Origin of the sequence: Methylococcus geothermalis (assembly GCF_012769535.1) — a bacterium.
Classification (GTDB): Bacteria; Pseudomonadota; Gammaproteobacteria; order Methylococcales; family Methylococcaceae; genus Methylococcus; species Methylococcus geothermalis.
In genome coordinates this window covers 1,930,654-1,954,644 of sequence record NZ_CP046565.1, presented here as the reverse complement: position 1 = coordinate 1,954,644, position 23,991 = coordinate 1,930,654, and the positions used below count along the sequence as shown (strand labels likewise).

Sequence of the window (23,991 nt, the reverse complement as noted above, 5' to 3'; positions counted from 1 at the left end):
GTCTCCGACGAGGTGCGCACCGCGACCGGTCGCTTAGCGCTGGCGCGACATGCGCTGCGACCACAGCTCCCGCAGGCGCTTTGCCGAGACCGGAAAGGCGGTTTTCATCTGCTGGGCGAACAGGGAGACCCGGAACTCTTCCAGGGTCCAGCGCAATTCGTCGCGCTCGGGTACGCAGGGCGCCTTCCCCTGCTTCACGGATTCCCAGTAAGGCTGCCAGAACGGAGCAAGCTCGCTCTGGAGTTTGGCGTCACGGCTCGGATCCTGGCGGCATTTTTCCAGGCGGTGCAGTAGCGCTTTGAGATAGCGCGGAAAGTGCTTCAGCCGCGGGTAAGGCACCTTGACCACGAAGCCGGCATAGACGAGATGGTCGAGCTGGTCTGCCGCATCGCTGGCTGCGGTGCTGCCGCCCAAAGCGGTCAAGGCCTTGCGGCAGTCGGCGTAGAGCCCCAGCACCTGGTCGACCGTCCGCACCACTTCATTGGCCTTGAGGACCAGATCGCCGCGCCATTGTTGGCTCCGCGTCTCGAAATCCTTGCGCGTCCGCAGCTCTGGCTGGTCGTCGAGAAAGAGGGCCGCCATGAGCTTGTCCAGCACGTCTTCGCGCAGATCCCGGCCGGACGGCGGCAGCTGGCGGTAAAGGAGCTCGATGGCCGCGCCGAGCGGCAGGTTTTTGCGCAGGTATTTGATCTCCTTGGCCAGGGTCAAACGCAGCAGCCGGACCAGGCCGAACTCGTGCTGGGTCCTGGCCTCATCCGCCAGATCGTAAATCCTGACACCGACGGTGTCGCCTTCGTCGACGACAGCGGGAAAGCCGTGCAAGACTTGGCCGTCGATCTGTCCGCGGTAGGCCACCGGGAGATCGTCGAAGTCCCAGGCGCGCCGTCCGGTCACGGCGATCTCCTGGCGGGCGATGTTCTGGAAGTTTTGGCCAGCCTCGGCGCCGTGGCTGGCCTGGAGCCGGCCGAGGTCCCGGGAGCGGGCAATCACCACATTGGTTTCGTCGACCAAGGCATAGTTCATGCGCAAGTGCGCCGGCAGCGCAGCCTCGTCGAAAGCCGAAACAGGCGGCGCCACCCCGCCGATTTTCTTCAGCGCCTTCGCCAGTTCCGCCGGCAGCGAACCTTGGCGGTAGTCCAGCATGGGCAGGGCACGGTCGGCGAAATCGGGGGCGGGCACGAAATGGATGCGCCAGGTCTTGGGCAAGGACTTGATCAGGGCCACCACCTTCTCCCGGTACAGCCCCGGCACCAGCCAGCGCAGCGGCTCGGGGTCGATCTGGTTGAGCACGTGCAATGGCACGATGGCGGTGACGCCGTCGTCCTCGTGGCCCGGTTCGAAACGGTATTCCAGCTTCAGGCGCACCGGCCCCAGGGCCAATTCGTCCGGAAAATCCGCCGCCGCCCCGGCCCCGCCGCTGTCCAGCGTGATGTCTTTCCGCGACAGCATCAGCAGCCGGGGCTCGCGGCGTTCGGCGGCCTTGCGCCAGACCTCGAAACTGGCGCCGTTGACCACTTCGGCGGGCACCCGCTCGTCGAAGAAGCGGAACAGGGTCTCCTCGTCCACCACCAGGTCGACCCGCCGCTCTTTCTGCTGGGAGTACTCGGCCTCCTCCAGCAGCTTGCGGTTCGACAGCAGGAACGGAGCCTTGCTGTCGTAGTCCATGCGCACCAGGGCCGAGCGGATGAACAGCTCCCGCGCCGCCGCCGGGTCGACGTTCTCGTAAGGCACCTTGCGGCCGTTCTGCACGGTGAGGCCATACAATGCGGTGCGCTCGAACACCGCGCCCCGCGCGGCCTTACGCTCCCAGTGCGGCTCGTAGTAGTGGCGCTTCAACAGGTGTGCGCCACACTTTTCGATCCATTCCGGCTCGATCTTGGCCACGGTGCGGGCATAGACCCGGCTGGTCTCGACCTGTTCAGCCGAGACGATCCACACCGGCCGGGCCTTGAACAGGAACGAACCGGGGAATATCTGGAACTTCTGCCCGCGCACGCCGACGTATTCGTTCTGATCCTGGCGGAAACCGACATGGCACAATAGCCCGGTCAGCAGGGCCCGGTGGATCTCGCCGTAGTCGGCGGGGACCTGGTTCATCCTCAGGCTCAGTTCACCCTTGATGACTTCCGTGATCTGTTGGTGGATGTCGCGCCATTCGCGCATCCGCAGGGCCGAAAGGAAATGCTCGCGGCAATACTGGCGCAGCTTGCTGCCGGAGAGATGCTGGCGCTGCTCCTCATAGTCGTTCCACAAGGCAAGGATCGCCATGAAATCCGAATCCGGATGGCGGAACCTGGCGTGCTTCTGGTCGGCGGCCTGGGCCTTGTCCACCGGGCGCTCGCGCGGATCGGGCACGCTCAGGGCGGCGACGATGATGCAGACCTCCTTCAGACAGTTCTCATCCGCCCCGGCCAGGAGGATGCGGCCCAGGCGCGGATCGACCGGGAGCTTGGCCAGCCGGCGGCCCAGCTCGGTCAACCGGCCCTGGCCGTCCAGCGCATTGATTTCCTGCAGGGTCTTGAGGCCATCCCGCACCAGCCGTTCGTCCGGCGGCTCGATGAAGGGAAAGGCGCGGATGTCGCCCAGGTTCAGCGCCTTCATCTGCAGGATGACGGCGGCCAGGTTGGTGCGCAGGATTTCCGGATCGGTGAATTCCGGCCGGTTCAGAAAATCCTGCTCCGAATACAACCGGACGCAGACCCCCGGGCCCACCCGGCCGCAACGGCCCGCGCGCTGGCTGGCCGAAGCGCGGGACACCTTCTCGATCGGCAAGCGCTGCAGCTTGCTGCGATGGCTGTAACGGCTGATCCGGGCATAGCCGGCGTCGATCACCCCGCGGATGCCCGGCACCGTCAGCGAGGTCTCGGCCACGTTGGTGGAAAGCACGATGCGGCGGCGGCCGTGCGGCTTGAAGATCTTCTCCTGATCGGAAACCGCCAGCCGCGAGTACAGCGGCAGCACTTCGCAGTCGGCCGGATGATGCTTGCGCAACGACTCGGCCGTGTCGCGAATCTCCCGCTCTCCACTCAGGAAAATCAGGATGTCGCCGATATTCTCCCGGTACAGCTCGTCCACCGCATTCAAGATCGCCTGCTGCTCGCCGCGGTCGGTCTCGTCGCATTCCTCGTCGGCCAGATCGGGCGGACGGTAGCGGATTTCCACCGGGTAGGTGCGCCCGGACACGCTGACGATGGGCGCGTCATCGAAGTGGCGGGAGAAGCGCTCGGGGTCGATGGTGGCCGAGGTGATGACCAGCTTGAGGTCGCGTCGGCGCGGCAGCAGCCATTTGAGGTAGCCCAGCAGGAAGTCGATGTTGAGGCTGCGCTCGTGGGCCTCGTCGACGATGAGGGTGTCATACTGGTCGAGGAAGCGGTCCGCCTGGGTCTCGGCCAGCAGGATGCCGTCGGTCATCAGCTTGATGAGGCTGTCCGGGCGAGTCTGGTCGTGGAAGCGGACCTTGTAGCCCACCGTCTCCCCCAAGGGCCGCTTCAGCTCGTCGGCAATGCGCGCGGCCACGCTGCGCGCGGCGATGCGGCGCGGCTGGGTGTGGCCGATGTAGCCCCTGATCCCGCGCCCCGCCTCGAGACATATCTTGGGGAGCTGGGTGGTCTTGCCGGAGCCGGTCTCGCCGCACACGATCACGACCTGGTTTTGCCGAACCGCTTCGGCGATCTCCCCGCGCCGCTCGGACACCGGCAGCTCCTCCGGATATTCCAGCGCCGGCAGAGCCGCCGCCCGCGCCGCGCACAGGGCGATCGACGCCTCGATCCGCCGGGCGACCGCTTCCAGCTCCCCTTCCGGGGGCTTCCCCTTTCCTGCCGCGGTTTTCAGACGTTGCAGGCTGCGCCGCAGCGCAAACCTATCCTTACCGAAACATTGATCCAGCGATTGTTCCAGCCGGGCGATGCGATCGAGCATGAGAGATTATGGCGTCAGCCTGCGCTCTAGGCGCCAGATGGCAAGGAAAATCGCCGGCACGGCAAAAGCCAGCAGCACCGCGGCATGCCGGAGCAAGCCGAGCTCCAGGTTCCCGGCCAGTAGCGGCCGGATCGCTTCGACGACATGAAACAGCGGCAAGCATCCGGCGCCGGCCCGGACGGCGGGGGGAAGGCTGTCGGACGGGAAGAACACCCCGCTCAGGAGTACCATGGGCGTGATGCCCAGCGTGATGTAATACACGAAGAAGTCATAGCTGCGGGCGAAGGAAGTCACCACCAGGGCGATGCTGCCAAAACAGACGCCGGCCAGGAAAGCCAGAGGCAGCAAGCCGAGCGCGGTCCAGCTCGTGGCCAGCCCGAAGCCGGCCAGCACCGCCAGGATCAACCCGGCGCCGATCACGCTCTTGGTCCCCATCCACAGCACCTCCCCGCACACGATGTCGGCCAACGACAGCGGCGCGGCCAGCATGCCGTCCCAGGTCTTGAGCACCGCCATGCGGGTGTAGGCCAGGTAAAGTCCTTCGAAGGTCGCGGCATTCATGGCGCTGGTCGCGAGGATGCCGCCGGCGAGGAAATCCAGATAAGACAAGCCGGCGACCCGGCCGACGTAGCTCCCCAGCCCGAGGCCGAGCACCAGCAGATTGAACAATGGCTCGACGAAACCGCCCAGCAGTGCCGTGCGCGCGCCTTTGCGCCAGACCCAGGCGTTGCGCCGCCACACGGATTTCCAGCGCTTGCAGGCTTCAAGCATCGCGCAGATCCCGTCCGGTGAGTTTCAGAAACACGTCTTCCAGATTGGCGCGGCGGTAGACGTAATGGACGCCGTCCCAGGCATCCAGCGATCGGACCAGGACCTCCAGATCGTCGCCGTAGTGGAAGATGCTCTCGCCGATGCGCTCGCAACGCACTCCGCCCGCCAGGACCAGCGAACGGCGCCAGCTTTCGGCATGGGCGCCGTGCACCTCCAGCACGTGCGGCTCGATATGATCGCGAATCAGCGCCTGCGGGCTGCTGTCGGCCAGAATCCGCCCCCGGTCCATCAGGATGATGCGCCCGCACAGACGCTCGGCTTCCTCCATGTAATGGGTGGTCAGGATGATCGTCAGGCCCTCGTTCTGCAACTGGCGCAGCATGCTCCAGATGTTGTGCCGAACCTGGGGATCGAGACCCGTGGTCGGTTCGTCCAGCACCAGCATCTCAGGTTCGTTGACGAGGGCGCGGGCGATCGACAGCCGCCGTTTCATGCCGCCGGAAAGCTGGCCGATGCGGGCCCCAGCCCTGTCGGTGAGAGCGGCGAGATCGAGGAGCCTGGGCATCCGCGCCCTCAGCGTCTTCTCGCTCAAGCCGAAATAGCCGCCGTAGATCCGCAGGTTCTCCATGACCGTGAAATCGATGTCGAGATTGTCCTGCTGCGGCACCACGCCGATTCTGGCGCGCATCGCCCGCCCCTGCTCCGGGATGGTGAAGCCCAGCACCGAAAGTTCGCCCGAACCGGGCGGCGTGTTGCCCACCAGCATCCGCAGCGTCGTGGTCTTGCCCGCTCCGTTGGGACCGAGTATGCCCACGCATTCCCCGCGCCGGATTTCGAAGGACAAACTGTCCACCACCCGCTTCCCGTCGAAAGACTTGGTCAAATGGCGCGCGATGACGACGGGGGAGCGGAAAGAATGCACGGAAAATGGGAGGGCGGAAATGCCAAGGAGCGGGATGTTCAGGCCTAAAAGTTTTATTATCGCACGCCCCGGGGCCGCCATGCGGCAAAACGGGACGGCCTGCCGCGACCGGACTGAGCCCCCTACGGCACGAACAGCACGCTGTCGCCAACGGCGAGGCTCAATGCCTGGTCCGCCCGGCCCTGGTTGACGGCGACCTCAACCAGATCCAGCGAGTTGCGGTACCAGAACGCCGTGCCCGGATCGACCGCACAAAAAACCTCCGCATGCCGCACCTGCCGGTCGTTGACGAGCAATACCCGTCCCGCGAGCTCGCAGCGGTAGCGCAGCCCGGTCAGCGCGTTGCCGTAATGGTCGAAATAGACGATCGAGGCGCGGTCCGCCGGCCAGAACGCCGTGTCCGGCCCCTCGACGGGCTGGTGCGCCCAGCCGAAGTCGCGTTTGGCGATCCGTGCCGCGACCGGCGCGAACAGGTCGCGGCCGTGGAAGCTCGCCGACAGGCGCTCCGGCCGCCAGTCGCAACGCAGCCAATGCTTGCGCTCCGCCTGCGCTGCGACGGTATTGAGCAAGCCGTTGTCGGGTCCGACAAACCAGCGGCCATCCGCCTCGAGCACCAGCGCTTGCCGGTCACCGCCCACTCCCGGGTCGACCACGCAGAGAAACACGCAGCCTTCCGGAAACTGCCGGCATAGCGCCGCAAGCAGGTAACCGGCGGGTACCGGCGCCGGCGCATCGCTCACCAGATGGATGACGTCGACGCCGGGCGCGTTCAGCCGGAGCACCGCCTCCATCTGGCCCAGGTAGGGGCCGGCCGGACCGAAGTCGGTGAACAGCAGGATCATGGCTTAACGATCGCAGCCCGGCCTCAACGGTCGGAAGAGGGATCGCGGTGTTCGATGACAGGGGTCCCGGCTGGCTCATTTTCCGGCGCCCCCTCGAAAAACCGTGAAAAGAAGAGCCCTAGCTCGAACAGCAGCCAGATCGGCACCGACAGCAAGGTTTGCGACACGACATCCGGAGGCGTCAGGACGGCGCCGACGACGAAGGCGCCCACGATGACGTAAGGACGATTGTCGCCTATGGTCTGACGCGAGACGATGCCGCTCCATACCAGGAGGATCGTGGCGATCGGGACTTCGAAAGCGATGCCGAAAGCCAGGAACAGCGTGAGGACGAAATCCAGGTACTTGGCGATGTCCGTCATCACGGCGACGCCCGCCGGTGCCGTCGCGGTCAGGAAGCCGAACATCAGAGGGAACACCACGTAGTAGGCAAACGCCACACCGCCATAGAACAGGAGCGTGCTCGCCACCAGCAGCGGAAGCACCATGCGCCGTTCATGACGATACAGGCCGGGTGCGACGAAAGCCCAGGCCTGGTAGAGAATGAACGGGATCGACAAAAAAACGCAGACCATCAAGGTCAGCTTGAACGGCGTGAGAAACGGCGAGGCCACGTCGATGGCGACCATCTGCGACCCTTCCGGCATATGCTTCAGCAATGGCCCGGCCAGGAAGGAATAAATTTCGTTGGAATAGAACGCAAGCCCCAGAAACAGCACCAGCACCATCGCCAGGGCGCGCAAAATCCGCTGCCGCAGCTCCACGAGGTGCGAGATGAAAGGCTGCTCCACATCCTCGTCGGCCAGTCTGGACTTACGGTCGGTCATCGGCGTGTTCCGGCGATGCGGGCTTCGGCTCGGTCTCCGTCGGCGGATTCTCCGCGGGCTCGGTAGCCTGGTCCGAGGCCGGTTCGAGAATCCTGGCCGACTTGGCTTCCAGCATGGCCTGCTTCAATTCCTGCATTTCCATTTCATGTTCGATTTCCGCGCGTACCGAAGCCAGCGAGCTGCGGGCCTTGCGTATCCAGTAGCCGGTCTCGCGCGCCACCTTTGGCAGACGCTCCGGCCCGAACGCCAGCAAGGCCACCAACCCGATCAGCAGCATTTCGGTGAAGCCGATATCGAACATGGCCCGGTCAGACCTTGTCTTTCTCTTTCTTGTCGACCACTTCTCCCTCGATGGTGCGCGTCGTGTCCCCCGAAGGCTTGTCCTTGTCCTCGCTTTCGCTCATCGCGGAGCGGAAGCTCTTGATCGCGCCGCCCAGGTCGCCGCCGATATTGCGCAAGCGCTTGGTGCCGAAGACGACCAGAACGATCAGAAAAAGCAGCAACAACTCCCAAACACCTATGCCCATGGTTCAAACTCCGGAGTTGGATTCCTATGGATTCGCGGGGCGCCTGGCCCGGATCAATCGGGAGGCGCGCCGCGTTCTCCTCGTCATTTGACGAGAATCAGCGGCTTGCCTTCAGAAGCAAATTTGCAATAGGTGCCGAGAAAATAATCACAATCCTTGGACTGTTCGATCATGGCCGCATCGCCTTTGAGGTGAATCTTCAGCTCGCAATAGCGCGCCTCGCTTTCCACCTGCTTCTTCAGCACCAGTTCGTTCTCGGCGACCTGCTCCGCATGGCCGTCCAGCTCGTGCGAACAAGGCCGCTTGCCTTCATCGACGCTCCCGACCGGCTCGAAGTCGACGTCCACGCCGACGCGGATTTCATTGCCCACCTTGTTGACCTTCAGGTGCTGGACATGGCCGCCGTCCTGGCGCACGTAGTGCTGGGCCACGGCGAACACGTTGGCGGAAAACAACAGGCCGCATATCGCAGCGGATACTCGTTTCATGACGCTTCCTCGCTCCCTTATCTTGGTTTGGTGAATCAGTCTCTGAGCAACTCGTTGATGCCGACCTTGCCGCGGGTCTTCTCATCCACCTGCTTGATGATCACCGCGCAATACAGGCTGTGGCTGCCATCCTTGGCCGGCAGGTTGCCGGACACCACGACCGACCCCGCGGGAACCCGGCCGTAGCTGATCTCGCCGGTCATCCGGTTGTAGATCTTGGTGCTCTGGCCGATATAAACCCCCATCGAGATCACCGAGCCCGCTTCGACGATGACGCCTTCGACGATCTCCGAACGCGCGCCGATGAAGCAATTATCCTCGATGATGGTGGGACCGGCCTGCAGCGGCTCCAGCACGCCGCCGATGCCGACGCCGCCGGAGAGGTGGACATTCTTGCCGATCTGGGCGCAGGAGCCCACCGTGGCCCAGGTGTCGACCATGGTGCCGGAATCGACATAGGCGCCGATGTTGACGAAGGACGGCATCAGGATCACGCCGGGGGCGATATGGGCGCCGCGGCGGACGGCGGCGGGTGGCACCACACGGACGCCCGCGGCGCGGAAGTCTTCCGGGCCGAAGCTGCCGAACTTGGGTTCGACCTTGTCGAAATAGCGCGTCTCGCCGCCGTCCATGACGCGGTTGTCGTTGATGCGGAAGGACAGCAATACCGCCTTCTTCAGCCACTGGTTGACGACCCAGCCGCCGTCCTTCTTCTCGGCGACGCGCGCCGCGCCGCTGTCCAGCAGGCGCAGGGCCTCTTCCACCGCCTCGCGCACTTCCGCGCCCACCGCGCCCGGGCTGATCTGCGCACGATTTTCGAAAGCTTCGTTGATGATGTTTTCCAAAGACATGTTATCGCTGACTAGAGGGTTTGAACGAACTGCTTGATACGATGGGCCGCTTCGACACACTCCTCCAAAGGAGCGACCAGGGCGATGCGGACATGGCCTGCGCCCGGATCGACGCCGCCGTGCTGCCGGGACAGGAACCGTCCCGGCAGCACGGTGACATTCTGAGCCTCGAACAGGCCGGCGGCAAATGCGGTGTCTTCGATCGGCGTCCGTGGCCAAAGATAAAACCCGGCCGAAGGCACGGTCATGTCGAGGACGTCCCCCAGCACGGCGGCAACGGCGTCGAACTTCTGCCGGTAAAGCGTCCGGTTCTCGCGCACATGGGCTTCGTCGACCCAGGCCCTTTCGCTGGCCTTTTGCACCGGAAGCGACATGGCGCAGCCGTGATAGGTCCGGTACAACAGGAAACGGCTCAGGATCTCGGCATCGCCGGCCACGAAGCCCGAGCGCAGGCCCGGCGCATTGGAACGCTTGGACAGGGAATGGAACACCACGCAGCGGCGAAATTCGGTATGACCCATCTTGGCTGCGATCTGGAGCAAACCCGGCGGCGGATCGGCCTCATCGGCGTACAGCTCCGAATAGCATTCGTCCGATGCGACGATGAAATCGTACTTGTCCGCGAGTTCCAGCAACTGCCGCTGCTGATCGGCCCCCATCACCGCGCCGGTCGGATTGCCGGGCGAGCAGACATAGACCAGCCGGCAGCGGCGCCAGACCGATTCCGGCACCGCGTCGAAATCCGGCAGGAATCCGGACTCGGCCGTGGTATTGAGGAAAAAAGGCTCCGCGCCGGCCAGGATCGCCGCGCCCTCGTAGATCTGATAGAACGGATTCGGCATCAGCACGAGAGGCTGCTCCGCCGGATCGATCACGGCTTGGGCAAAGGCGAACAGCGCTTCCCGCGTGCCGTTGACCGGCAGCACCTGCCGCTCCGGGTCGACCGCGCCCTCCCCCAGGGCGAACCGCCGTTCCAGCCATTGCGCGATGCTGCGGCGCAGTTCCGGGCCGCCCTTGGTGGTCGGATAGGCGGACAGGCCGTGCAGGTGCTGCAGCAGCGCCTCGGCGATGAAGTGCGGTGTCGGATGCTGGGGCTCGCCGATGGACATCGCGATGTGAGGCTTGTCCGCCGGCGGCATCCGGCCCCGTTTGAGATCCGCCAGCTTCTCGAAGGGATAAGGATGCAGGCTGGCGAGCTTGGGATTCATGTCGGGAAGAATCGTGGGCGCCGTCTTCGTTGAAAAGGTGCGCAAGTATAAGTCATGGCGCCCGCTTTCTTCCAGAATCGGGCCTGTCCTGTGTAAGAGCCACGTCGTCATGTCCCTTTTCGGCGGGATAGACAAGGTCCCTTTTTGGGGCTGGAGGAGGCGGGATGACCCAAAGGATGGTGACGATGAGCGAGATAGCAACACGCCATCGCTGCCCGCCGGTCCGGCTTTGACCTCATGGATGCCTTCAGCGAGAACCGGCCGACTTGCTTTCCGCAGGCGATCATGGTTCGCAACCGCCGGATGGTTGAAGCTATAATGCCGCGCCTGCCATCGTTCGCCTCGTCCAGATTCAATCCATCCCGATGAACCCGCACTCCGAATCCATGCTTTCCGAATTCGCCGATTGCGACGTGCTGGTCATAGGCGGGGGACCCGCCGGCTCCACGGTCGCCGCGTTGCTGGCCGAGCGCGGCTACCGCACGGTGGTGCTGGAAAAATGCCGCCATCCCCGCTTCCACATCGGCGAATCGCTGCTGCCGGCGAACCTGCCCTTGCTGGAGCGGCTCGGCGTGAAGGATGAAGTCGAACGCATCGGCATGTACAAACCCGGCGCGGAGTTCGTGTCGCCCGATCACGACGACACGCTCACCTTCGAATTCGCCGACGCCTGGAACAAATCCCTGCCGTATGCCTATCAGGTCCGGCGCTCGGAATTCGACCACATCCTGATCCGCAATGCGGCGAAGCGCGGCGCGGAAGTTCTGGAGGGCTGGCGGGCCACGGACATCCGGTTTCTGGCCGACGGCCAAGGCGCCGACGTCGATGCCGAGGACCGCGCCGGGCTGTCGCGGCGCTGGCGGGCCCGCTTCGTGGTCGACGCCTCCGGCCGCGACACTTTCATCGCCAACCGGATGAAGCTCAAGCAGCGCAACAGGAAACACAACAGCGCCGCGGTCTACGGCCACTTCGCCAACGCCCGCCGGCGCAGCGGCCGGCACGAGGGCAGCATCTCGATATTTTGGTTCGAGCACGGATGGTTCTGGTTCATCCCCCTGGCCGATGGCACGACCAGCGTGGGCGCGGTGACCTGGCCCTATTACATGAAACGCAGAGACAAGCCGCTGCGCGATTTCTTCCTGGAGACGATCGCTTTGTGCCCGGCACTGGCCGAGCGCCTGGCCGATGCCACACTGGTCTCCGAAGTACAAGCCACCGGCAATTTCTCCTACGTCTCCACGCAAACCCACGGTGAGCGCTATTTGCTGATCGGCGACGCCTATGCCTTCATCGACCCGGTGTTTTCCTCCGGCGTGCTGTTCGCCATGCAGGGGGGCGTGACCGCGGCCGAAACAGTCGATGCCTGTCTGAGCCGGCCGCAGGAGGCGAATGCGGCGCTCAAGCGCTTCGACCGGCGGATGCGGCACGGCCCTCGCGAGTTTTCCTGGTTCATCTACCGGATGACCAACCCGACGATGCGCGAACTTTTCATGACGCCGCGGAACGTCCTGCGCATGAAGGAGGCCCTGCTGTCGTTGCTGGCCGGCGACATCTTCGGCCAAACGCCGATCTGGTTCTCGCTGTACGCATTCAAGGCGGTCTATTACCTGAACTGCCTGTGGTACCTCCGCCGCACCCTGGACGCGCGCCGGCGGCGCGGCCTGAACATCCAGGACGCCGACGCCGCCTGATGGCCCTCGCCATGGTCACGCCAGCGGATCGCGCCCTGTCGGTCCTCTACCTGCGGCCGGCCGAACTGCCGGCCATGGCCGGCCTACTGGACACACGAGGGCTCGGCGCCGTCGGTTTCGCGCGGGATCGGCCGGTCGGCCTCCCACGCTCGCTGCCTCAGGCGGGAATCACCGCTCCCCCGATCCACCCGGATGAGCCGCTGGTCGAAATCTGGATGAGCACGCACCCGACGACCGGCGGCCAAACCGGGGCCATCGCCTGGCGCTGCGACGGCCAACACCTCTTCGGCATGCTGCAAGCCGACGCCGGCGCCGACATACGGGGCGTGACGGAGCAAGCCTATGCCGCCGTGTGTCGCTTGCTCGATCAGGAGGGATACCCGCATCTCGTCCGGGTCTGGAATTACTTTCCGGCGATCAATCGCGAGGAGGCCGGACTCGAACGCTACCGGCAGTTCAACATCGGGCGGCAGGACGCTTTCCTTCGCGCGAACCGGCCCATCGCCGGTGCCCTGCCTGCCGCTTGCGCGCTCGGAACGCCCACCGGCCCGTTGACGGTCTACTTCATCGCCTCGCGCACTGCCGCGATCCCGATCGAGAACCCGCGCCAGCTCAGCGCCTACCTGTATCCCGGGGAATACGGGCCACGCAGCCCGAGCTTCTCCCGCGCCACACTGCTGCGCTCGGAGGGCCAAACGACCGTGTTCGTTTCCGGAACCGCCAGCATCGTCGGCCATGAAAGCCTGCATCCCGGCGACGCCGCGGCACAGACGCGGGAAACCCTGGCCAACATCGCCGCCCTGGTCTTTGCGCTGAACCGGGAACCCCACGGCGCCGGCTTCACTCTGGCCGATTTCCGCTACAAGGCCTATGTCCGGCCCGGCTGCGCTCTGGAACCGATACAATGGGAACTCGCCTCCGCCCTGCCGGCCGCGGCCGAGGTCCTGTTCTTGCAGGCCGACATCTGCCGCCACGAACTGCTGGTGGAAATCGAAGCCTTCGGGAGCAGATCGCCTTAGAAATCGAGGAGTCCCGACTTGAGCCTGCTGATTCGCCCACTGAGGGCCTTGTACGAATACGCCGCGCTGTATCTGGGCCTGCTGCTGTATGCCTCCATGTCCCTGGCCTGGATCGGCACCGCCGTGCTGCTCCATCCACTGCTGCCGGAGCGGCTGGGCCGCCCCGTCGGCCGGTTCGGAATCATGTACGGCTGGCGGATCTTTTTCGGCATCATGGGCGCCTGCGGCGCGTTCCGCTTCGACACTGCGGAACTCGAATCCCTGCGCGACGAAACGCCGCTGCTGCTGGTCGCCAACCATCCCAGCCTCCTCGATGCCGTGATCGTCGCCTCGCGCCTGCCCAACCTGGTCTGCATCATGAAGGCGAATCTGAACGACAACATCTTCCTCGGCGCCGGCGCCCGCCTGGCCCGCTACATCCGCAACGACGCCGGCCACGGCATGATCAAGGCGGCCGTCGCGGAGCTGCGCAAGGGCGGGCAACTGCTGATCTTCCCCGAAGGCACCCGCACCGCCGAGCCGCCGGTCAACCGCTTCAAGGGCGGCGCCGCCCTGATCGCCCGCCATGCCGGCGTTCCGCTCCAGACATTGATCGTGGAAACCGAGTCCCCGTTCCTGAGCAAATGCTGGCCGGTCTATGCAAGGCCCAGCCTTCCCATCCGGTTCCGCATCCGGCTGGGCTTGAGATTCGATCCGCCCGAGGACCCCGTCGCCTTCACCCATGCGCTCGAAGCCTATTACGCCCGCGAGCTCGCCGGCGCCCCGACCGCTCCCACCGACTCCGATCCGACATGAACACGCCCTCCCGCACCCACCTCGTCGTCATTCCCAGCTACAACCCCGGACCCAAGGTTTACGACACCGTCAAGGCGGCCCGGCATTACTGGAACCCGGTCTGGGTGGTGGTGGACGGCAGCACGGACGGCACCTGGGAAGGACTGCTGAAACTCTCGGCGGAGGACAGCGGCCTGGTCGTGCTGGGGATGCCCGCCAACCGCGGGAAGGGCGCGGCCGTGCTGCGCGGCCTGCTGACCGCCCGCCGCAAAGGGTTCACGCACGCCCTGGTCATGGATTCGGACGGACAGCATCCGGCCGACCGCATCCCGGAATTCATGGCGCGATCGCAGGAAGAGCCGGATGCCATGATTCTGGGCACACCGGTGTTCGACGACTCGGCTCCGCCGCTGCGCGTGAAGGGCCGGCGCATCTCCAACTGGTGGGCCAATCTGGAAACGCTGTGGACCGGAATCGGCGACTCCCTGTTCGGATTCCGCGTCTATCCGATCCAGGCCCTGTGCGTGATCATGCAGGATCACCCATGGATGCGGCGCTTCGACTTCGATCCGGAAGCCGCCGTCCGGCTCTGCTGGGCCGGCATCCGGCCGGTCAATCTACCGGTGCCGGTCTACTATCCCAAGCCCGAAGAGGGCGGCACCTCGCACTTCCACTACGGGCGCGACAACGTCCTGCTGACCTGGATGCATATCCGTCTGGTGTTCGGTTTTCTGGCGCGTCTGCCGATCCTGGTCGCCCGAATCATCCGCCGGCCGGAATTGTGAGCCGCCGGTTTCGGACACGGCCTCGCCCCCGCGGCACGGCCTTTCTCCCGCTATCAATCCAGCAACTCCACCCAATGCCTCACCGGCACCTTGGCCTCCGCTGCCAGGTGGACCAGGCAGCCGATATTGGCGGTGGCGATGACTTCGGGGAGACCGGCTTGCAGGTTCCGGAGTTTGTCGTCCAGCAGCCTTGACGAAAGCTCCGGCTGCAGCAGGGAGTAGGTGCCGGCGGAACCGCAGCACAGGGCGGCGTCCGCGACCGGCGTCAGTTCGAACCCCAGGCCTTGCAGCAACGCCTCGACCACCCCTTCCAGCCGCTGGCCGTGCTGCAGGGTGCAGGGCGAATGGAAGGCGATGCGGCGTTTTCGGACGGCCGGCAGCGACCGCCAGTCCTCGGCGGCGATAACTTCGCTCAGGTCCCGCGCCAGCGCGGACACCTTTTCGGCTTTTTGCGCATACGCCGGATCGTGGCGCAGCAGCTCGCCGTATTCCTTCACCGTCACCCCGCAGCCGCTTGCGGTGATGACGATGGCCTCGGCGCCGGCTTGGATGGCGGGCCACCAGGCGTCGATGTTGCGGCGCATGAAGTCCAGCCCTTCCTCGTGGGCGCCGAGGTGGTAGCTCAGGGCGCCGCAACAGCCGCCCGCCGGCACCCGCACCAAAGAGATGCCTAAGCGGTCCAGCACCCGCGCCGCGGCGGCGTCGATGGCCGGCGCCAGCGCGGGCTGCACGCAGCCGCCCAGCGCCAGCATGGCGCGCGCATGCCGGACCGGCGGCCAGGGAGCCCCCGCGGCCGCGGGAGGCAGCTTGCGCTGCAACGCGCGCGGCAACAGCGGACGCAGCCGGCGCGCCAAGCCGAGCCAGGGTGCGATCCGCCCCGGATACGGCAGGATCAGCCGCAGCAGCCTGCGCTTTGCCCTTTCGAGCCACGGCCGGGGGGCCTGCCGCTCGACGATGCCGCGGGCGATGTCGGCGAGCCGGCCATAGCGCACGCCGGATGGGCAGGCCGTCTCACAGGCCCGGCAGCTCAAGCAGCGGTCCAGGTGGAGACGGGTCCGACCGGTCGCCGCCTCCCCTTCCATCATGGATTTGATCAGGTAGATGCGGCCGCGCGGACCGTCACGCTCGTCGCCGAGCAAACGATAGGTCGGGCAGGCGGCCGTGCAGAATCCGCAGTGGACGCAGGCGTGAAGGATGGCTTCGGCCTCCTGCCCTTCCGGCGTGCCGCCGAATTGCCGATCCAGCCGGGTGAGCATCTAGAATGCCTCCTGCCACAGTCCTCGGTTGAAGATTCCCTCCGGATCGAACGCCGCCCTCACCCGCCGGTGCAGGCCGGCCAGCGCCGGCGCCAGAGGAGCGCAACGCTCTGCCGCGGGATTCGCGGTGCGGAACAGGCGCGCATGCCCTCCCACGGCCTGGACGGCAGCGCAGACCTCGGCCGGGCCCGCATCGGCCGCGCGCAGCCAGCGCTGGGCGCCGCCCCAGTCAAGGAGCCAGGCACCGGACAGGCCATCGAGGCTTGCGGCCGGTGGCAGCGACAACCGCCAGAGATCGCCCGCACCGGCGAAGAAACCGTGCGTCTGCTCCCTCAGGCTGCTCCAGAATGCGTCCGCCGACACCAGCGCATCGCCGCCGACACGCCGGACGGCGGCGGAAACCGCCTTTTCCGGCCCCGACAGACGCAGGTAGAGCCGGCCATCCCAGGCCATGGCCGTCATCGGCAGACCGCTGCCGCCCCACTGGATCATCCGCTCCCGGGCTTCCGCGGACGAACCGTCGAAACACCGCGTCATCTCGCACTCGGGCCGGGGCTGCACTTTCACCGAAATTTCCAGCAGCAGGCCCAGCGTGCCGAGCGCACCGGCCATCAGCCGAGAGATGTCGAACCCGGCCACGTTCTTCATGACCTCGCCGCCGAAGGACAGCACGTCGCCTCGGCCGTTGACGATCCGGCAACCGAGCACCGCGTCGCGCACGCTGCCGCCCCAGGGCCTGCGCGGGCCGGACAATCCGCAGGCCACGGTCCCGCCCCAGGTTGCGCCGGTACCGAAATGCGGCGGCTCGAATCCCAGCATCTGGCCGGATTCCGCCAGCGCCGCTTCGATTCGGGCGAGCGGCGTGCCGCTGCGAGCGGTGAGCACCAGTTCGGTGGGTTCGTAATGGACGATGCCGGTGTGCGCCAGGGTGGACAGCGGCCGCCCTTCGCACGGCCCGGTGTAGAAGGTCTTGCTGCCGCTGCCCCGAATCCGTAGGGGTTCCCGGCGGGCGCAGGCCGCGCGCACCTGTCCCGTCAGATTGTCGGCATCGTCCTGGTACGGAATCGTCATCGACTCAGAAGCGCTCCAGCTCGGAATGGCGGAGCCTTCCGCCGTGCACGTGGACATGGCCGAATTCGGCGCAACGCGCGAGCGTCGGCACCGCCTTGCCGGGATTGAGCAATCCCTTGTCATCGAACGCTTCCTTCAGCGCGTGGAACTGCCGCAGCGCCGGCGCGCTGAACTGGACGCACATCGGGTTGAGCTTCTCGACGCCGACCCCATGTTCGCCGGTCACCGTTCCGCCGACCTCGACGCAGAAGGTGAGGATGTCTTCCCCCAGCGCCTCGGCGCGCTCCAGCTCACCGGGAAGCGAGGCATCGTAGAGGATCAAAGGATGCAGATTGCCGTCGCCGGCGTGGAACACGTTGCCCACGGCCAGCCCATACTGCTCCGACAATTCACCGATTCGTCCCAGCACTTGCGCCAGCCGTTTCCGCGGGATCGTGCCGTCGATGCAGTAATAGTCCGCGGCGATCCGCCCGACCGCCGGGAAGGCGGCCTTGCGTCCGGCCCAGAATTTCCGGCGCTCGGCTTCGTCGCGCGATTCGCGCACTTCCAGCGCGCCATGCGCCGCCAGCACCTGGCGGGCACGGGCGATCTCGGCCTCGACTTGCTCGGCCATGCCGTCCATCTCGCACAGCACGATGGCCGCCGCATCCACCGGATAGCCGGCATGGACGAACTCTTCGGTCGCTCGGAGGGTGAGCTTGTCCATCATTTCCAGGCCGGCCGGCAACAAACCCGCGCCGATCACTCCGGCCACGGCGTCACCCGCCGCTTCGATGCCGTCGAAAGCGGCCAGCAGCGTCCGGGCCGTCTCCGGCAGCGGCAGCAGCTTGACGACCACTTCGACGATCACGCCCAGCAGGCCTTCGGAGCCGTTCACCACGGCCAGCAGGTCGTAGCCCGGACCGTCCAGCCCCAGCGACCCCAGCGTCAGCAGATCGCCTTCGATGGTCAGCAAGGTGACCTGCAGCACGTTGTGCACCGTCAGGCCGTATTTCAGGCAATGCACCCCGCCGGAGTTCTCCGCCACATTGCCGCCGATGGTGCAGGCGACCTGGGAGGACGGGTCCGGGGCGTAATACAGGCCGAACCGCGCCGCCGCCTCCGAAATGGCCAGGTTGCGAACGCCGGGCTGCACGCGGGCCATGCGGTTGGCGGGGTCCACCTCCAGGATGCGGTTGAACTTCGCCAGGCTCAGCAGCACGCCGTCGGCCACCGGCAAGGCGCCGCCGGACAGGCCGGTACCGGCCCCCCGCGCCACGACCGGCACGCCATGCGAATGGCACAGACGCAGCACCGCCTGGACCTGCCCGACCGTAGCCGGCAACACCGCGATCCAGGGCAAGACGGTGTAGGCGGAAAGCGCATCGCATTCGAACGGCCTGAGATCCTCCGCGTCGCTCAACAGGGCTTCCGCCGGAAGGATGCGCCGCAGCTCAAGAAGGAAGGCTTCCCGGTCCTCGCCGCGCGTGCACCGTTCCGGGCTCATGGACGTACCCGGCGCAAGCCGGTCTCTTCGGGAGGCTCGCGCTCCGGCAGCAGAAACAGGCGGTGCAGGAGCGCTCCGGTAATGAACCCGCCGAGATGCCCCCACCACGCCACGTCAGCGTAAGGCGCATGGCTGCCGAAGCCGCTGGTCGCCTTGAACAACTGGTAGATCACCCAGGCCCCGAGGAAGGCGATGGCTGGTACCGTGACGAACAGCGGCAGGAAGAACACCCAGATCACCAGACGGGCGTAAGGGTATAGAAAAAAATAGGCCCCCATGACTCCGGCGATGGCGCCGGACGCCCCCACGGTGGGCACCGTCGACTGAGGGCTGAAATAAACCTGGAGTCCCGCAGCCACCACGCCGCAGAACAGATAGAAGAACAGGAACCGCACCACGCCCATGCGGTCCTCGATGTTGTCGCCGAAAATCCACAGCAGCCACATGTTGCCGACCAGATGAAACCAGCTTCCGTGCAGGAACATGCTGGTGACGAAAGGACTATAGACATCGGGCGGGAACCCCACCGTCCCAGCCCATTCCGGCAGTCCATACCGCGCCGGCACCAGGCCGTGCAGGGTGAACAGCGCCTGCAGCGCCCTGGGCGGCAGCCACTGCGTGTAAAGATGGACCGCGAGGTTGAACGCCATCAGGCTCCAGGTTACCCAGGGCGTGTGGCGGCAGGGGATGGTGTCGCGGTAAGGAATCACGGCGTCCGGCTCTTCGCCGCGGGCAGGCGCCGGAAATTCGCCAGCGCATCGACGGCACCCAGCGCCGCCAATCCGACGGTGCCGAACTGCGGTACGAACACCAAGGCGAGATACGGCGGCAGCCAGCCGATCCAGCCGATCCCGCGCTGAGCCACCACGCCGTGCACCACGGCCAAACCCTGGAATGCGTACACCATGATGCCCACCAGCAGAAGATGCATCTGAAGCGCCGGGCGCCAGAAATGGGCGATGACGACCAGCGCCACGGCCGCCGCCAGGGCCGGGCGGGGCAGTCGAAGCCGCTGGAACTCCGGCCCGAACTGGTCCGGGTTGTACAGCAGGGATTGCCACCAGCGCGCCAGCAGCAGCGTCAGAAAGGCAGTGCCGCCGATCAGGAAAGCCATGAGGCCGTTCATCAGCACCAGCGTGCCGTTCTCTTCGAATCCTTGAACGGTCGCGCCCCTGACTCCCTTCACCGCATGTTGCAGCCAGCTCCGCCAGAATGCCGTGGCATCGCCCGAAATCAGTTCTATGGCGATGACGCCGGCCATGCACACCGCGCCGATGAACAGCAGCGCAGGGCCCTGTTTGCCGCCCCGAAGCAGCAGGGCGGCCGCGCCGAGCACCAGCGGGCAAAGCAGGACCAGCAGGGGAAGCTCCAGACCCGGCCGCGGCGGAAACAGGTAGCCGCAGGCCGCCACCGGCACCGCGATCGCCAGCGCCAGAAAAACGCCCCTGGCCGTTCCCAGACGCAGGGCGACCAGGCCGACAGCCGCCGCGCTGAACGATGCGGCCGGGAGAAAATACAGCGACAGCATGCCCAACAGGCCCGCGATGAGGAAGGCAAAGCCCGTCCCCCGCATGATCAGCCCGGCAAAATCCCGCATGACCTCACGCATACCCAGACCTCCGTTTCGTTGTGATGGGCTTAAATTAACTTAGGCGGCGGGCAATAAAAACCCTGGGCCGAGTGGGATATCCTACGCTGTGGCGCCGAAGTCGGAATTTTGTAAGACTGTAGAAGGATGCTGAGGTACGGAAATGGCCACCATGACATGGGATACCCACACATTCGTTCGGAAACCGACCGGCGCAAGCGCACCCCCCGGCATAAAGAAACGCCATCGGAAGCCAAACTCGGCGCCTTCATCCTGCGGGCTCAGGAGGTCCTCATCGTAGGTAGGGCGAAACCGTCTTTTCGGGTTCCGCCGGATGCGGCTGAAATGGAACCCACGTGCGCCGGCCCTTAGATAACGAAAAACCCGACATGAAGCCCTACATCGAACCCCGCACCCCTCCGTCCGAAACCGCTGGCACCGAACCGGAGCGCCGCCGCTTCCTGAAAGCCGGCCTGGCCGTCACCGGCGCCGCGCTGGCCGGCACCGCCCAGGCGGTGCCTCCCCCGCCCTGGATGACCCGGCCCGGTGCTCCGCTTTCCAACTACGGCCAGCCCTCGCCGCACGAGCGCGCCGTCATCCGCTGGATCGCGGCCAATGCCGATGCGCCGGGGAACGGGATTTCCTGGACACCGCTGGAGCGGCTGGAAGGCATCGTCACCCCCAGCGGCCTGCATTTCGAGCGCCACCACAACGGCGTGCCGCAGATCGATCCCGCCGTACATCGGCTCGCGGTGCATGGACGGGTCGGCAAGGCCTTGAGCTTCGGCATCGACGACCTGCTGCGCTACCCGATGACCTCGCGCCTGTGTTTCATCGAATGCGGCGGCAACAGCAATGCCGGCTGGCACCAGGAGCCGATGCAGGCGCCCGCGGGCAACATCCACGGACTGGCGTCCTGCAGCGAATGGACCGGGGTTCCGCTGGCCACCGTGCTGGCGGAGTGCGGCCTGCAGCCGAACGCCCAATGGCTGATCGCCGAAGGCGCCGACGCCGCGGCGATGAACGTCAGCATCCCGCTGGACAAGGCGCTGGACGATGCCCTGCTCGCCCTGTACCAGAACGGCGAGCGGCTGCGGCCCGAGAACGGCTATCCGCTGCGGCTGGTCCTGCCCGGCTGGGAAGGCGTCACCAACGTCAAATGGCTGCACCGATTGCAGCTCGCCGATCAGCCGGCGATGGCGCGCAACGAAACCGCCAAGTACACCGAACTGCTGCCCTCCGGCCAGGCCCGGCAGTTCAGCTTCGTCATGGAAGCCAAATCGCTGATCACCCGCCCCTCCGCCGGCCAGGCCCTGCCCGGCCCCGGCCTGCACCCGATCTCCGGGCTGGCCTGGAGCGGCCGGGGCGCGATCCGGCGGGTGGAAGTCTCGACTGATGGCGGCAAGACCTGGCAGGACGCGGCGCTCGACTCGCCCGTGCTGCCCAAGTGCTTCACCCGCTTCCGCCTGTCCTGGCGCTGGGACGGTTCTCCCGCCATCCTCAAGAGCCGGGCCACCGACGAAACCGGCTACGTCCAGCCCGAACGCCAGATCCTGGTCGCCGAACGCGGCCGCCACGGCTATTTCCATTACAACGCGATCGTGTCCTGGGCCGTCGCCGCCGACGGGAGCGTCAGCCATGTCCATGCGTGACCTGACCCTCACCCTGCTTCTCGCTGTCGCCAACGCCCCGGCACACGCCGCCCCCGAAGGCCCGCGCCTGGGACAACCCCTGGAAGCGGCCGCGATCTCCGCCCTGGACATCACCGTCTTCCCCGACGGCACCGGACTTCCGCCCGGCCAGGGCACGGCAGTCGAAGGCAAGGCCGTTTACGACGCCAAGTGCGCCGCCTGCCACGGCCCCAACGGCAGCGGCGGCAGCGCCGAGGAGCTGGCCGGAGGCCGCAATCCCCTGACCAGCGCCGAACCCGACAAGACCATCGGCACTTACTGGCCCTATGCCAGCACGGTCTTCGATTTCATCCGCCGCGCCATGCCGCTGGACGCCCCGCGCTCGTTAGGCAACGACGAGGTCTATGCCGTCACGGCCTACCTCCTCCACGCCAACGGCATCATCGGCGAACACGACCGGCTCGACGCGGCGACGCTGCCGAAAATCCGCATGCCGAATGCCGCCGGCTTCGTCTGGGTTTACCCCGAACGGCAACCCCGCTGAACTCTTTATCCAAACGACCATGCAGTTCCCGGAAGACCAATCCCCCCACGACCGCGAATCCATCGCCACCCACGCCGGCCTGGTACGGCAATGGCTCGACGCCAACATCCTCGAACTCGGCCGGGAGGTGCGGCTCAGCTACCTGCCGCCGCTCATGGTCTATCTGGCCGCCGGCATCTCCGGGCTCACCGGCATCGTCGGCACCTTCTTCGTCAAGGAATATTTGGGCCTGTCCGCAGAATTCCTGGCCGCGCTCGGCTTCTGGGCCATGCTGCCCTGGGCGATGAAGATGCCCATGGGGCACCTCGTGGACCTGCTCTGGCGCCACAAGGGCCGTCTGATCTACCTTGGCGCGGGACTCGTCGCCCTGAGCCTCATCATCATGATCGGACTGCTGGCCAAGCCGGCGGCGATGCGCGAAATCATGTCGCCCGAAAGCTGGTACGTGCTGTCCGTCCTGCTGGCCCCGATGGGCTACGTCATCCAGGACACGGTGGCCGATGCCATGACCGTGGAAGCCGTGCCCCGCGTCGACGAGGCAGGCCACCCCGTGCCGGCGGAGCAGCTCAAGCTCGCCCACACCACCATGCAGACCCTGGGCCGCGTTGCCATCATCAGCGGCACTCTGCTGGTCGCCGCCGTCAACGTGCTCATGTTCAGCGGCGTCGAAGGCATGAGCCTGGCGCAGAAGAAGGAGATCTACCTCGAAATCTACCGACTGGCCCTGATCATCCCCGTGGTTTCCATCGGGGGCGTCTGGCTCTCCGAGATGCTCAAGCACAGGGAGGCCAGGCGCCTCGCCGCCCAGGGTTTCGAAACGGACGCCATCCAACGGCTCCAGGCCACGCAAATGGAAACCCCCGAGGTGAACGGGTGGATACTCGGCGGCAGCCTCGCTTTCCTCGCGTTTTCGGTCGTCATGGGCCTGGCCGATTTCCAATTCAGCGCCGAGATCGTTTTCGCCGGCTCGATGGGCATCGTTCTGTTCCTGATGCGGCAGCTCACCGAAGACCTGTCGCCCGATGCCCGACTCGAACTCCTCGGCACGGCTGCGGTGATCTTCGTGTTCCGCGCCATCCCCACCAGCGGCGCCGGCTCCACCTGGTGGATGATCGACGAACTCGGCTTCGACCAGCAGTTCCTCTCCAAGCTGTCCCTGCTCGCCAGTGCTCTTGCGCTGTTCGGCATGTTCATCTTCCGCCGCTTCATGGCCGAGCGCTCGGTGATCTACGTGTTCGGCGCGCTCACCGTCGCCGGCGCCGTACTGTACCTGCCGAACATCGCCATGTTCTATGGCTTCCACCACTGGACCGCCAAACTCACCCACGGCCTCATCGACGCCCGCGCCATCGCCCTGATCGACACCGCGCTGGAATCGCCTCTCGGCCAGATCGCCATGATCCCCATGCTGACCTGGATCGCCCGCTCCGCCCCGTCGGCGCTCAAGGCCACCTACTTCGCCGTCATGGCCGCATTCACCAATCTGGCGCTCTCGCTCTCGCAGCTCGGCACCAAATACCTGAACCAGATCTTCACGGTGACTCGGGAAGTGAAGGACAGCGTGACCGGCGCCGTCAAAATACCCGCGGACTACAGCCAACTCGGCGAACTCTACATCACCGTCGCCCTGCTCGGCCTGATCCTGCCGCTGACCACGATCTATCTGGTACAGCGCCATGTGCCTCGGCTGGCAAAGCAGGAGGCCCGAGACTAAAGAACGCTCTCGCGCCCGTCGCGAGGACAGGCGCTCGAACGCCAAAGGCGATGGGAGATACCGGCCAGCGGAAGAATG

At 65.9% G+C, this 23,991-nt stretch carries 22 protein-coding genes; 7 read left to right on the top strand and 15 right to left on the bottom strand.

The window, feature by feature from the left end:
• Positions 1 to 33: 33 nt before the first annotated feature.
• The 10 genes from hrpA to dapC form a co-directional block, all read right to left on the bottom strand.
• Complete coding sequence (gene hrpA, locus GNH96_RS09280; protein ID WP_169603414.1) at positions 34 to 3,918, bottom strand: ATP-dependent RNA helicase HrpA; 3,885 nt, start codon at positions 3,916 to 3,918, stop codon at positions 34 to 36.
• Positions 3,919 to 3,924: 6 nt separating this feature from the next.
• On the bottom strand, positions 3,925 to 4,689 hold the full coding sequence (locus GNH96_RS09275) for an ABC transporter permease (RefSeq protein WP_169603413.1): 765 nt from the start codon (positions 4,687 to 4,689) through the stop codon (positions 3,925 to 3,927).
• Positions 4,682 to 5,611, bottom strand: coding sequence for an ATP-binding cassette domain-containing protein (locus tag GNH96_RS09270; RefSeq protein WP_228719792.1), 930 nt, complete (start codon positions 5,609 to 5,611; stop codon positions 4,682 to 4,684). The genes GNH96_RS09275 and GNH96_RS09270 overlap by 8 nt, the downstream gene beginning before the upstream one ends.
• Before the next feature lie 122 nt (positions 5,612 to 5,733).
• A complete protein-coding gene (locus tag GNH96_RS09265; protein ID WP_169603411.1) occupies positions 5,734 to 6,453 on the bottom strand; it encodes an SAM hydrolase/SAM-dependent halogenase family protein in 720 nt (239 codons plus the stop codon).
• A gap of 23 nt (positions 6,454 to 6,476) precedes the next feature.
• A complete protein-coding gene (gene tatC / locus GNH96_RS09260; protein WP_169603410.1) occupies positions 6,477 to 7,280 on the bottom strand; it encodes a twin-arginine translocase subunit TatC in 804 nt (267 codons plus the stop codon).
• Positions 7,267 to 7,581 carry a Sec-independent protein translocase protein TatB gene (gene tatB / locus GNH96_RS09255; RefSeq protein WP_169603409.1) on the bottom strand — a complete coding sequence of 105 codons (315 nt, stop codon included), beginning with the start codon at positions 7,579 to 7,581 and terminating at the stop codon, positions 7,267 to 7,269. Before tatB ends, tatC begins: the two co-directional genes overlap by 14 nt.
• Positions 7,582 to 7,588: 7 nt before the next feature.
• Positions 7,589 to 7,807: a twin-arginine translocase TatA/TatE family subunit gene (tatA, locus tag GNH96_RS09250; protein WP_169603408.1), complete on the bottom strand. Its 219-nt coding sequence runs from the start codon at positions 7,805 to 7,807 to the stop codon at positions 7,589 to 7,591.
• Between the two features lie 83 nt (positions 7,808 to 7,890).
• On the bottom strand, positions 7,891 to 8,295 hold the full coding sequence (locus GNH96_RS09245; RefSeq protein ID WP_169603407.1) for a hypothetical protein: 405 nt from the start codon (positions 8,293 to 8,295) through the stop codon (positions 7,891 to 7,893).
• Positions 8,296 to 8,330: 35 nt separating this feature from the next.
• Positions 8,331 to 9,146, bottom strand: coding sequence for a 2,3,4,5-tetrahydropyridine-2,6-dicarboxylate N-succinyltransferase (gene dapD, locus GNH96_RS09240; RefSeq protein WP_169603406.1), 816 nt, complete (start codon positions 9,144 to 9,146; stop codon positions 8,331 to 8,333).
• Between the two features lie 11 nt (positions 9,147 to 9,157).
• Positions 9,158 to 10,354, bottom strand: coding sequence for a succinyldiaminopimelate transaminase (gene dapC / locus GNH96_RS09235; protein ID WP_169603405.1), 1,197 nt, complete (start codon positions 10,352 to 10,354; stop codon positions 9,158 to 9,160).
• Positions 10,355 to 10,719: 365 nt separating this feature from the next.
• On the opposite strand from dapC, the gene GNH96_RS09230 reads away from it, so the two are divergent.
• The 4 genes from GNH96_RS09230 to GNH96_RS09215 are packed head-to-tail and all read left to right on the top strand — an operon-like array spanning position 10,720 to position 14,623.
• Positions 10,720 to 12,045, top strand: coding sequence for an NAD(P)/FAD-dependent oxidoreductase (locus tag GNH96_RS09230; protein WP_223163401.1), 1,326 nt, complete (start codon positions 10,720 to 10,722; stop codon positions 12,043 to 12,045).
• Complete coding sequence (locus GNH96_RS09225; RefSeq protein WP_169603404.1) at positions 12,045 to 13,064, top strand: chorismate transformation enzyme, FkbO/Hyg5 family; 1,020 nt, start codon at positions 12,045 to 12,047, stop codon at positions 13,062 to 13,064. The genes GNH96_RS09230 and GNH96_RS09225 overlap by 1 nt, the downstream gene beginning before the upstream one ends.
• Before the next feature lie 18 nt (positions 13,065 to 13,082).
• Positions 13,083 to 13,859, top strand: a complete 777-nt coding sequence (locus GNH96_RS09220; protein ID WP_228719791.1) for a lysophospholipid acyltransferase family protein — start codon at positions 13,083 to 13,085, stop codon at positions 13,857 to 13,859.
• Positions 13,856 to 14,623: a glycosyltransferase family 2 protein gene (locus GNH96_RS09215; RefSeq protein ID WP_169603403.1), complete on the top strand. Its 768-nt coding sequence runs from the start codon at positions 13,856 to 13,858 to the stop codon at positions 14,621 to 14,623. Before GNH96_RS09220 ends, GNH96_RS09215 begins: the two co-directional genes overlap by 4 nt.
• A gap of 53 nt (positions 14,624 to 14,676) precedes the next feature.
• Here the strand turns inward: GNH96_RS09215 and glcF are convergent, their stop codons facing one another.
• From glcF to GNH96_RS09190, 5 genes are read right to left on the bottom strand one after another with little or no spacing between them, the layout of a single operon-like run.
• Positions 14,677 to 15,879, bottom strand: coding sequence for a glycolate oxidase subunit GlcF (glcF, locus tag GNH96_RS09210; RefSeq protein ID WP_169603402.1), 1,203 nt, complete (start codon positions 15,877 to 15,879; stop codon positions 14,677 to 14,679).
• On the bottom strand, positions 15,880 to 16,950 hold the full coding sequence (gene glcE, locus GNH96_RS09205; protein ID WP_228719790.1) for a glycolate oxidase subunit GlcE: 1,071 nt from the start codon (positions 16,948 to 16,950) through the stop codon (positions 15,880 to 15,882).
• Positions 16,951 to 16,954: 4 nt separating this feature from the next.
• Positions 16,955 to 18,436: an FAD-linked oxidase C-terminal domain-containing protein gene (locus tag GNH96_RS09200; RefSeq protein ID WP_169603401.1), complete on the bottom strand. Its 1,482-nt coding sequence runs from the start codon at positions 18,434 to 18,436 to the stop codon at positions 16,955 to 16,957.
• The gene (locus GNH96_RS09195) at positions 18,433 to 19,146 is read right to left on the bottom strand and encodes a rhomboid family intramembrane serine protease (protein ID WP_169603400.1); all 714 of its coding nucleotides are present in this window, start codon (positions 19,144 to 19,146) and stop codon (positions 18,433 to 18,435) included. The genes GNH96_RS09200 and GNH96_RS09195 overlap by 4 nt, the downstream gene beginning before the upstream one ends.
• Positions 19,143 to 20,045 (bottom strand): hypothetical protein, encoded by a 903-nt coding sequence (locus tag GNH96_RS09190; RefSeq protein ID WP_169603399.1) that lies wholly within the window; start codon positions 20,043 to 20,045, stop codon positions 19,143 to 19,145. Before GNH96_RS09190 ends, GNH96_RS09195 begins: the two co-directional genes overlap by 4 nt.
• A 368-nt stretch (positions 20,046 to 20,413) precedes the next feature.
• Here GNH96_RS09190 and soxC point away from each other — a divergent pair, with 368 nt between their 5' ends.
• Genes soxC through GNH96_RS09175 form a run of 3 tightly spaced genes read left to right on the top strand, consistent with a single transcriptional unit; the run spans position 20,414 to position 23,913 of the window.
• A complete protein-coding gene (gene soxC / locus GNH96_RS09185; RefSeq protein WP_169603398.1) occupies positions 20,414 to 21,676 on the top strand; it encodes a sulfite dehydrogenase in 1,263 nt (420 codons plus the stop codon).
• On the top strand, positions 21,663 to 22,199 hold the full coding sequence (locus tag GNH96_RS09180) for a c-type cytochrome (protein WP_228719789.1): 537 nt from the start codon (positions 21,663 to 21,665) through the stop codon (positions 22,197 to 22,199). The genes soxC and GNH96_RS09180 overlap by 14 nt, the downstream gene beginning before the upstream one ends.
• Before the next feature lie 19 nt (positions 22,200 to 22,218).
• Positions 22,219 to 23,913 carry an MFS transporter gene (locus GNH96_RS09175; protein ID WP_169603397.1) on the top strand — a complete coding sequence of 565 codons (1,695 nt, stop codon included), beginning with the start codon at positions 22,219 to 22,221 and terminating at the stop codon, positions 23,911 to 23,913.
• The last annotated feature ends 78 nt before the right edge of the window (positions 23,914 to 23,991 follow it).

Bases quoted from the DNA above. Each gene is read 5' to 3' on its own strand.
- hrpA (WP_169603414.1), bottom strand. From the start codon at position 3,918: ATGCTCGATCGCATCGCCCGGCTGGAACAATCGCTGGATCAATGTTTC.
- GNH96_RS09275 (WP_169603413.1), bottom strand. From the start codon at position 4,689: ATGCTTGAAGCCTGCAAGCGCTGGAAATCCGTGTGGCGGCGCAACGCC.
- GNH96_RS09265 (WP_169603411.1), bottom strand. From the start codon at position 6,453: ATGATCCTGCTGTTCACCGACTTCGGTCCGGCCGGCCCCTACCTGGGC.
- tatC (WP_169603410.1), bottom strand. From the start codon at position 7,280: ATGACCGACCGTAAGTCCAGACTGGCCGACGAGGATGTGGAGCAGCCT.
- tatB (WP_169603409.1), bottom strand. From the start codon at position 7,581: ATGTTCGATATCGGCTTCACCGAAATGCTGCTGATCGGGTTGGTGGCC.
- tatA (WP_169603408.1), bottom strand. From the start codon at position 7,807: ATGGGCATAGGTGTTTGGGAGTTGTTGCTGCTTTTTCTGATCGTTCTG.
- GNH96_RS09245 (WP_169603407.1), bottom strand. From the start codon at position 8,295: ATGAAACGAGTATCCGCTGCGATATGCGGCCTGTTGTTTTCCGCCAAC.
- dapD (WP_169603406.1), bottom strand. From the start codon at position 9,146: ATGTCTTTGGAAAACATCATCAACGAAGCTTTCGAAAATCGTGCGCAG.
- dapC (WP_169603405.1), bottom strand. From the start codon at position 10,354: ATGAATCCCAAGCTCGCCAGCCTGCATCCTTATCCCTTCGAGAAGCTG.
- GNH96_RS09230 (WP_223163401.1), top strand. From the start codon at position 10,720: ATGAACCCGCACTCCGAATCCATGCTTTCCGAATTCGCCGATTGCGAC.
- GNH96_RS09225 (WP_169603404.1), top strand. From the start codon at position 12,045: ATGGCCCTCGCCATGGTCACGCCAGCGGATCGCGCCCTGTCGGTCCTC.
- GNH96_RS09215 (WP_169603403.1), top strand. From the start codon at position 13,856: ATGAACACGCCCTCCCGCACCCACCTCGTCGTCATTCCCAGCTACAAC.
- glcF (WP_169603402.1), bottom strand. From the start codon at position 15,879: ATGCTCACCCGGCTGGATCGGCAATTCGGCGGCACGCCGGAAGGGCAG.
- glcE (WP_228719790.1), bottom strand. From the start codon at position 16,950: ATGACGATTCCGTACCAGGACGATGCCGACAATCTGACGGGACAGGTG.
- GNH96_RS09200 (WP_169603401.1), bottom strand. From the start codon at position 18,436: ATGAGCCCGGAACGGTGCACGCGCGGCGAGGACCGGGAAGCCTTCCTT.
- GNH96_RS09190 (WP_169603399.1), bottom strand. From the start codon at position 20,045: ATGCGTGAGGTCATGCGGGATTTTGCCGGGCTGATCATGCGGGGGACG.
- soxC (WP_169603398.1), top strand. From the start codon at position 20,414: ATGAAGCCCTACATCGAACCCCGCACCCCTCCGTCCGAAACCGCTGGC.
- GNH96_RS09180 (WP_228719789.1), top strand. From the start codon at position 21,663: ATGTCCATGCGTGACCTGACCCTCACCCTGCTTCTCGCTGTCGCCAAC.
- GNH96_RS09175 (WP_169603397.1), top strand. From the start codon at position 22,219: ATGCAGTTCCCGGAAGACCAATCCCCCCACGACCGCGAATCCATCGCC.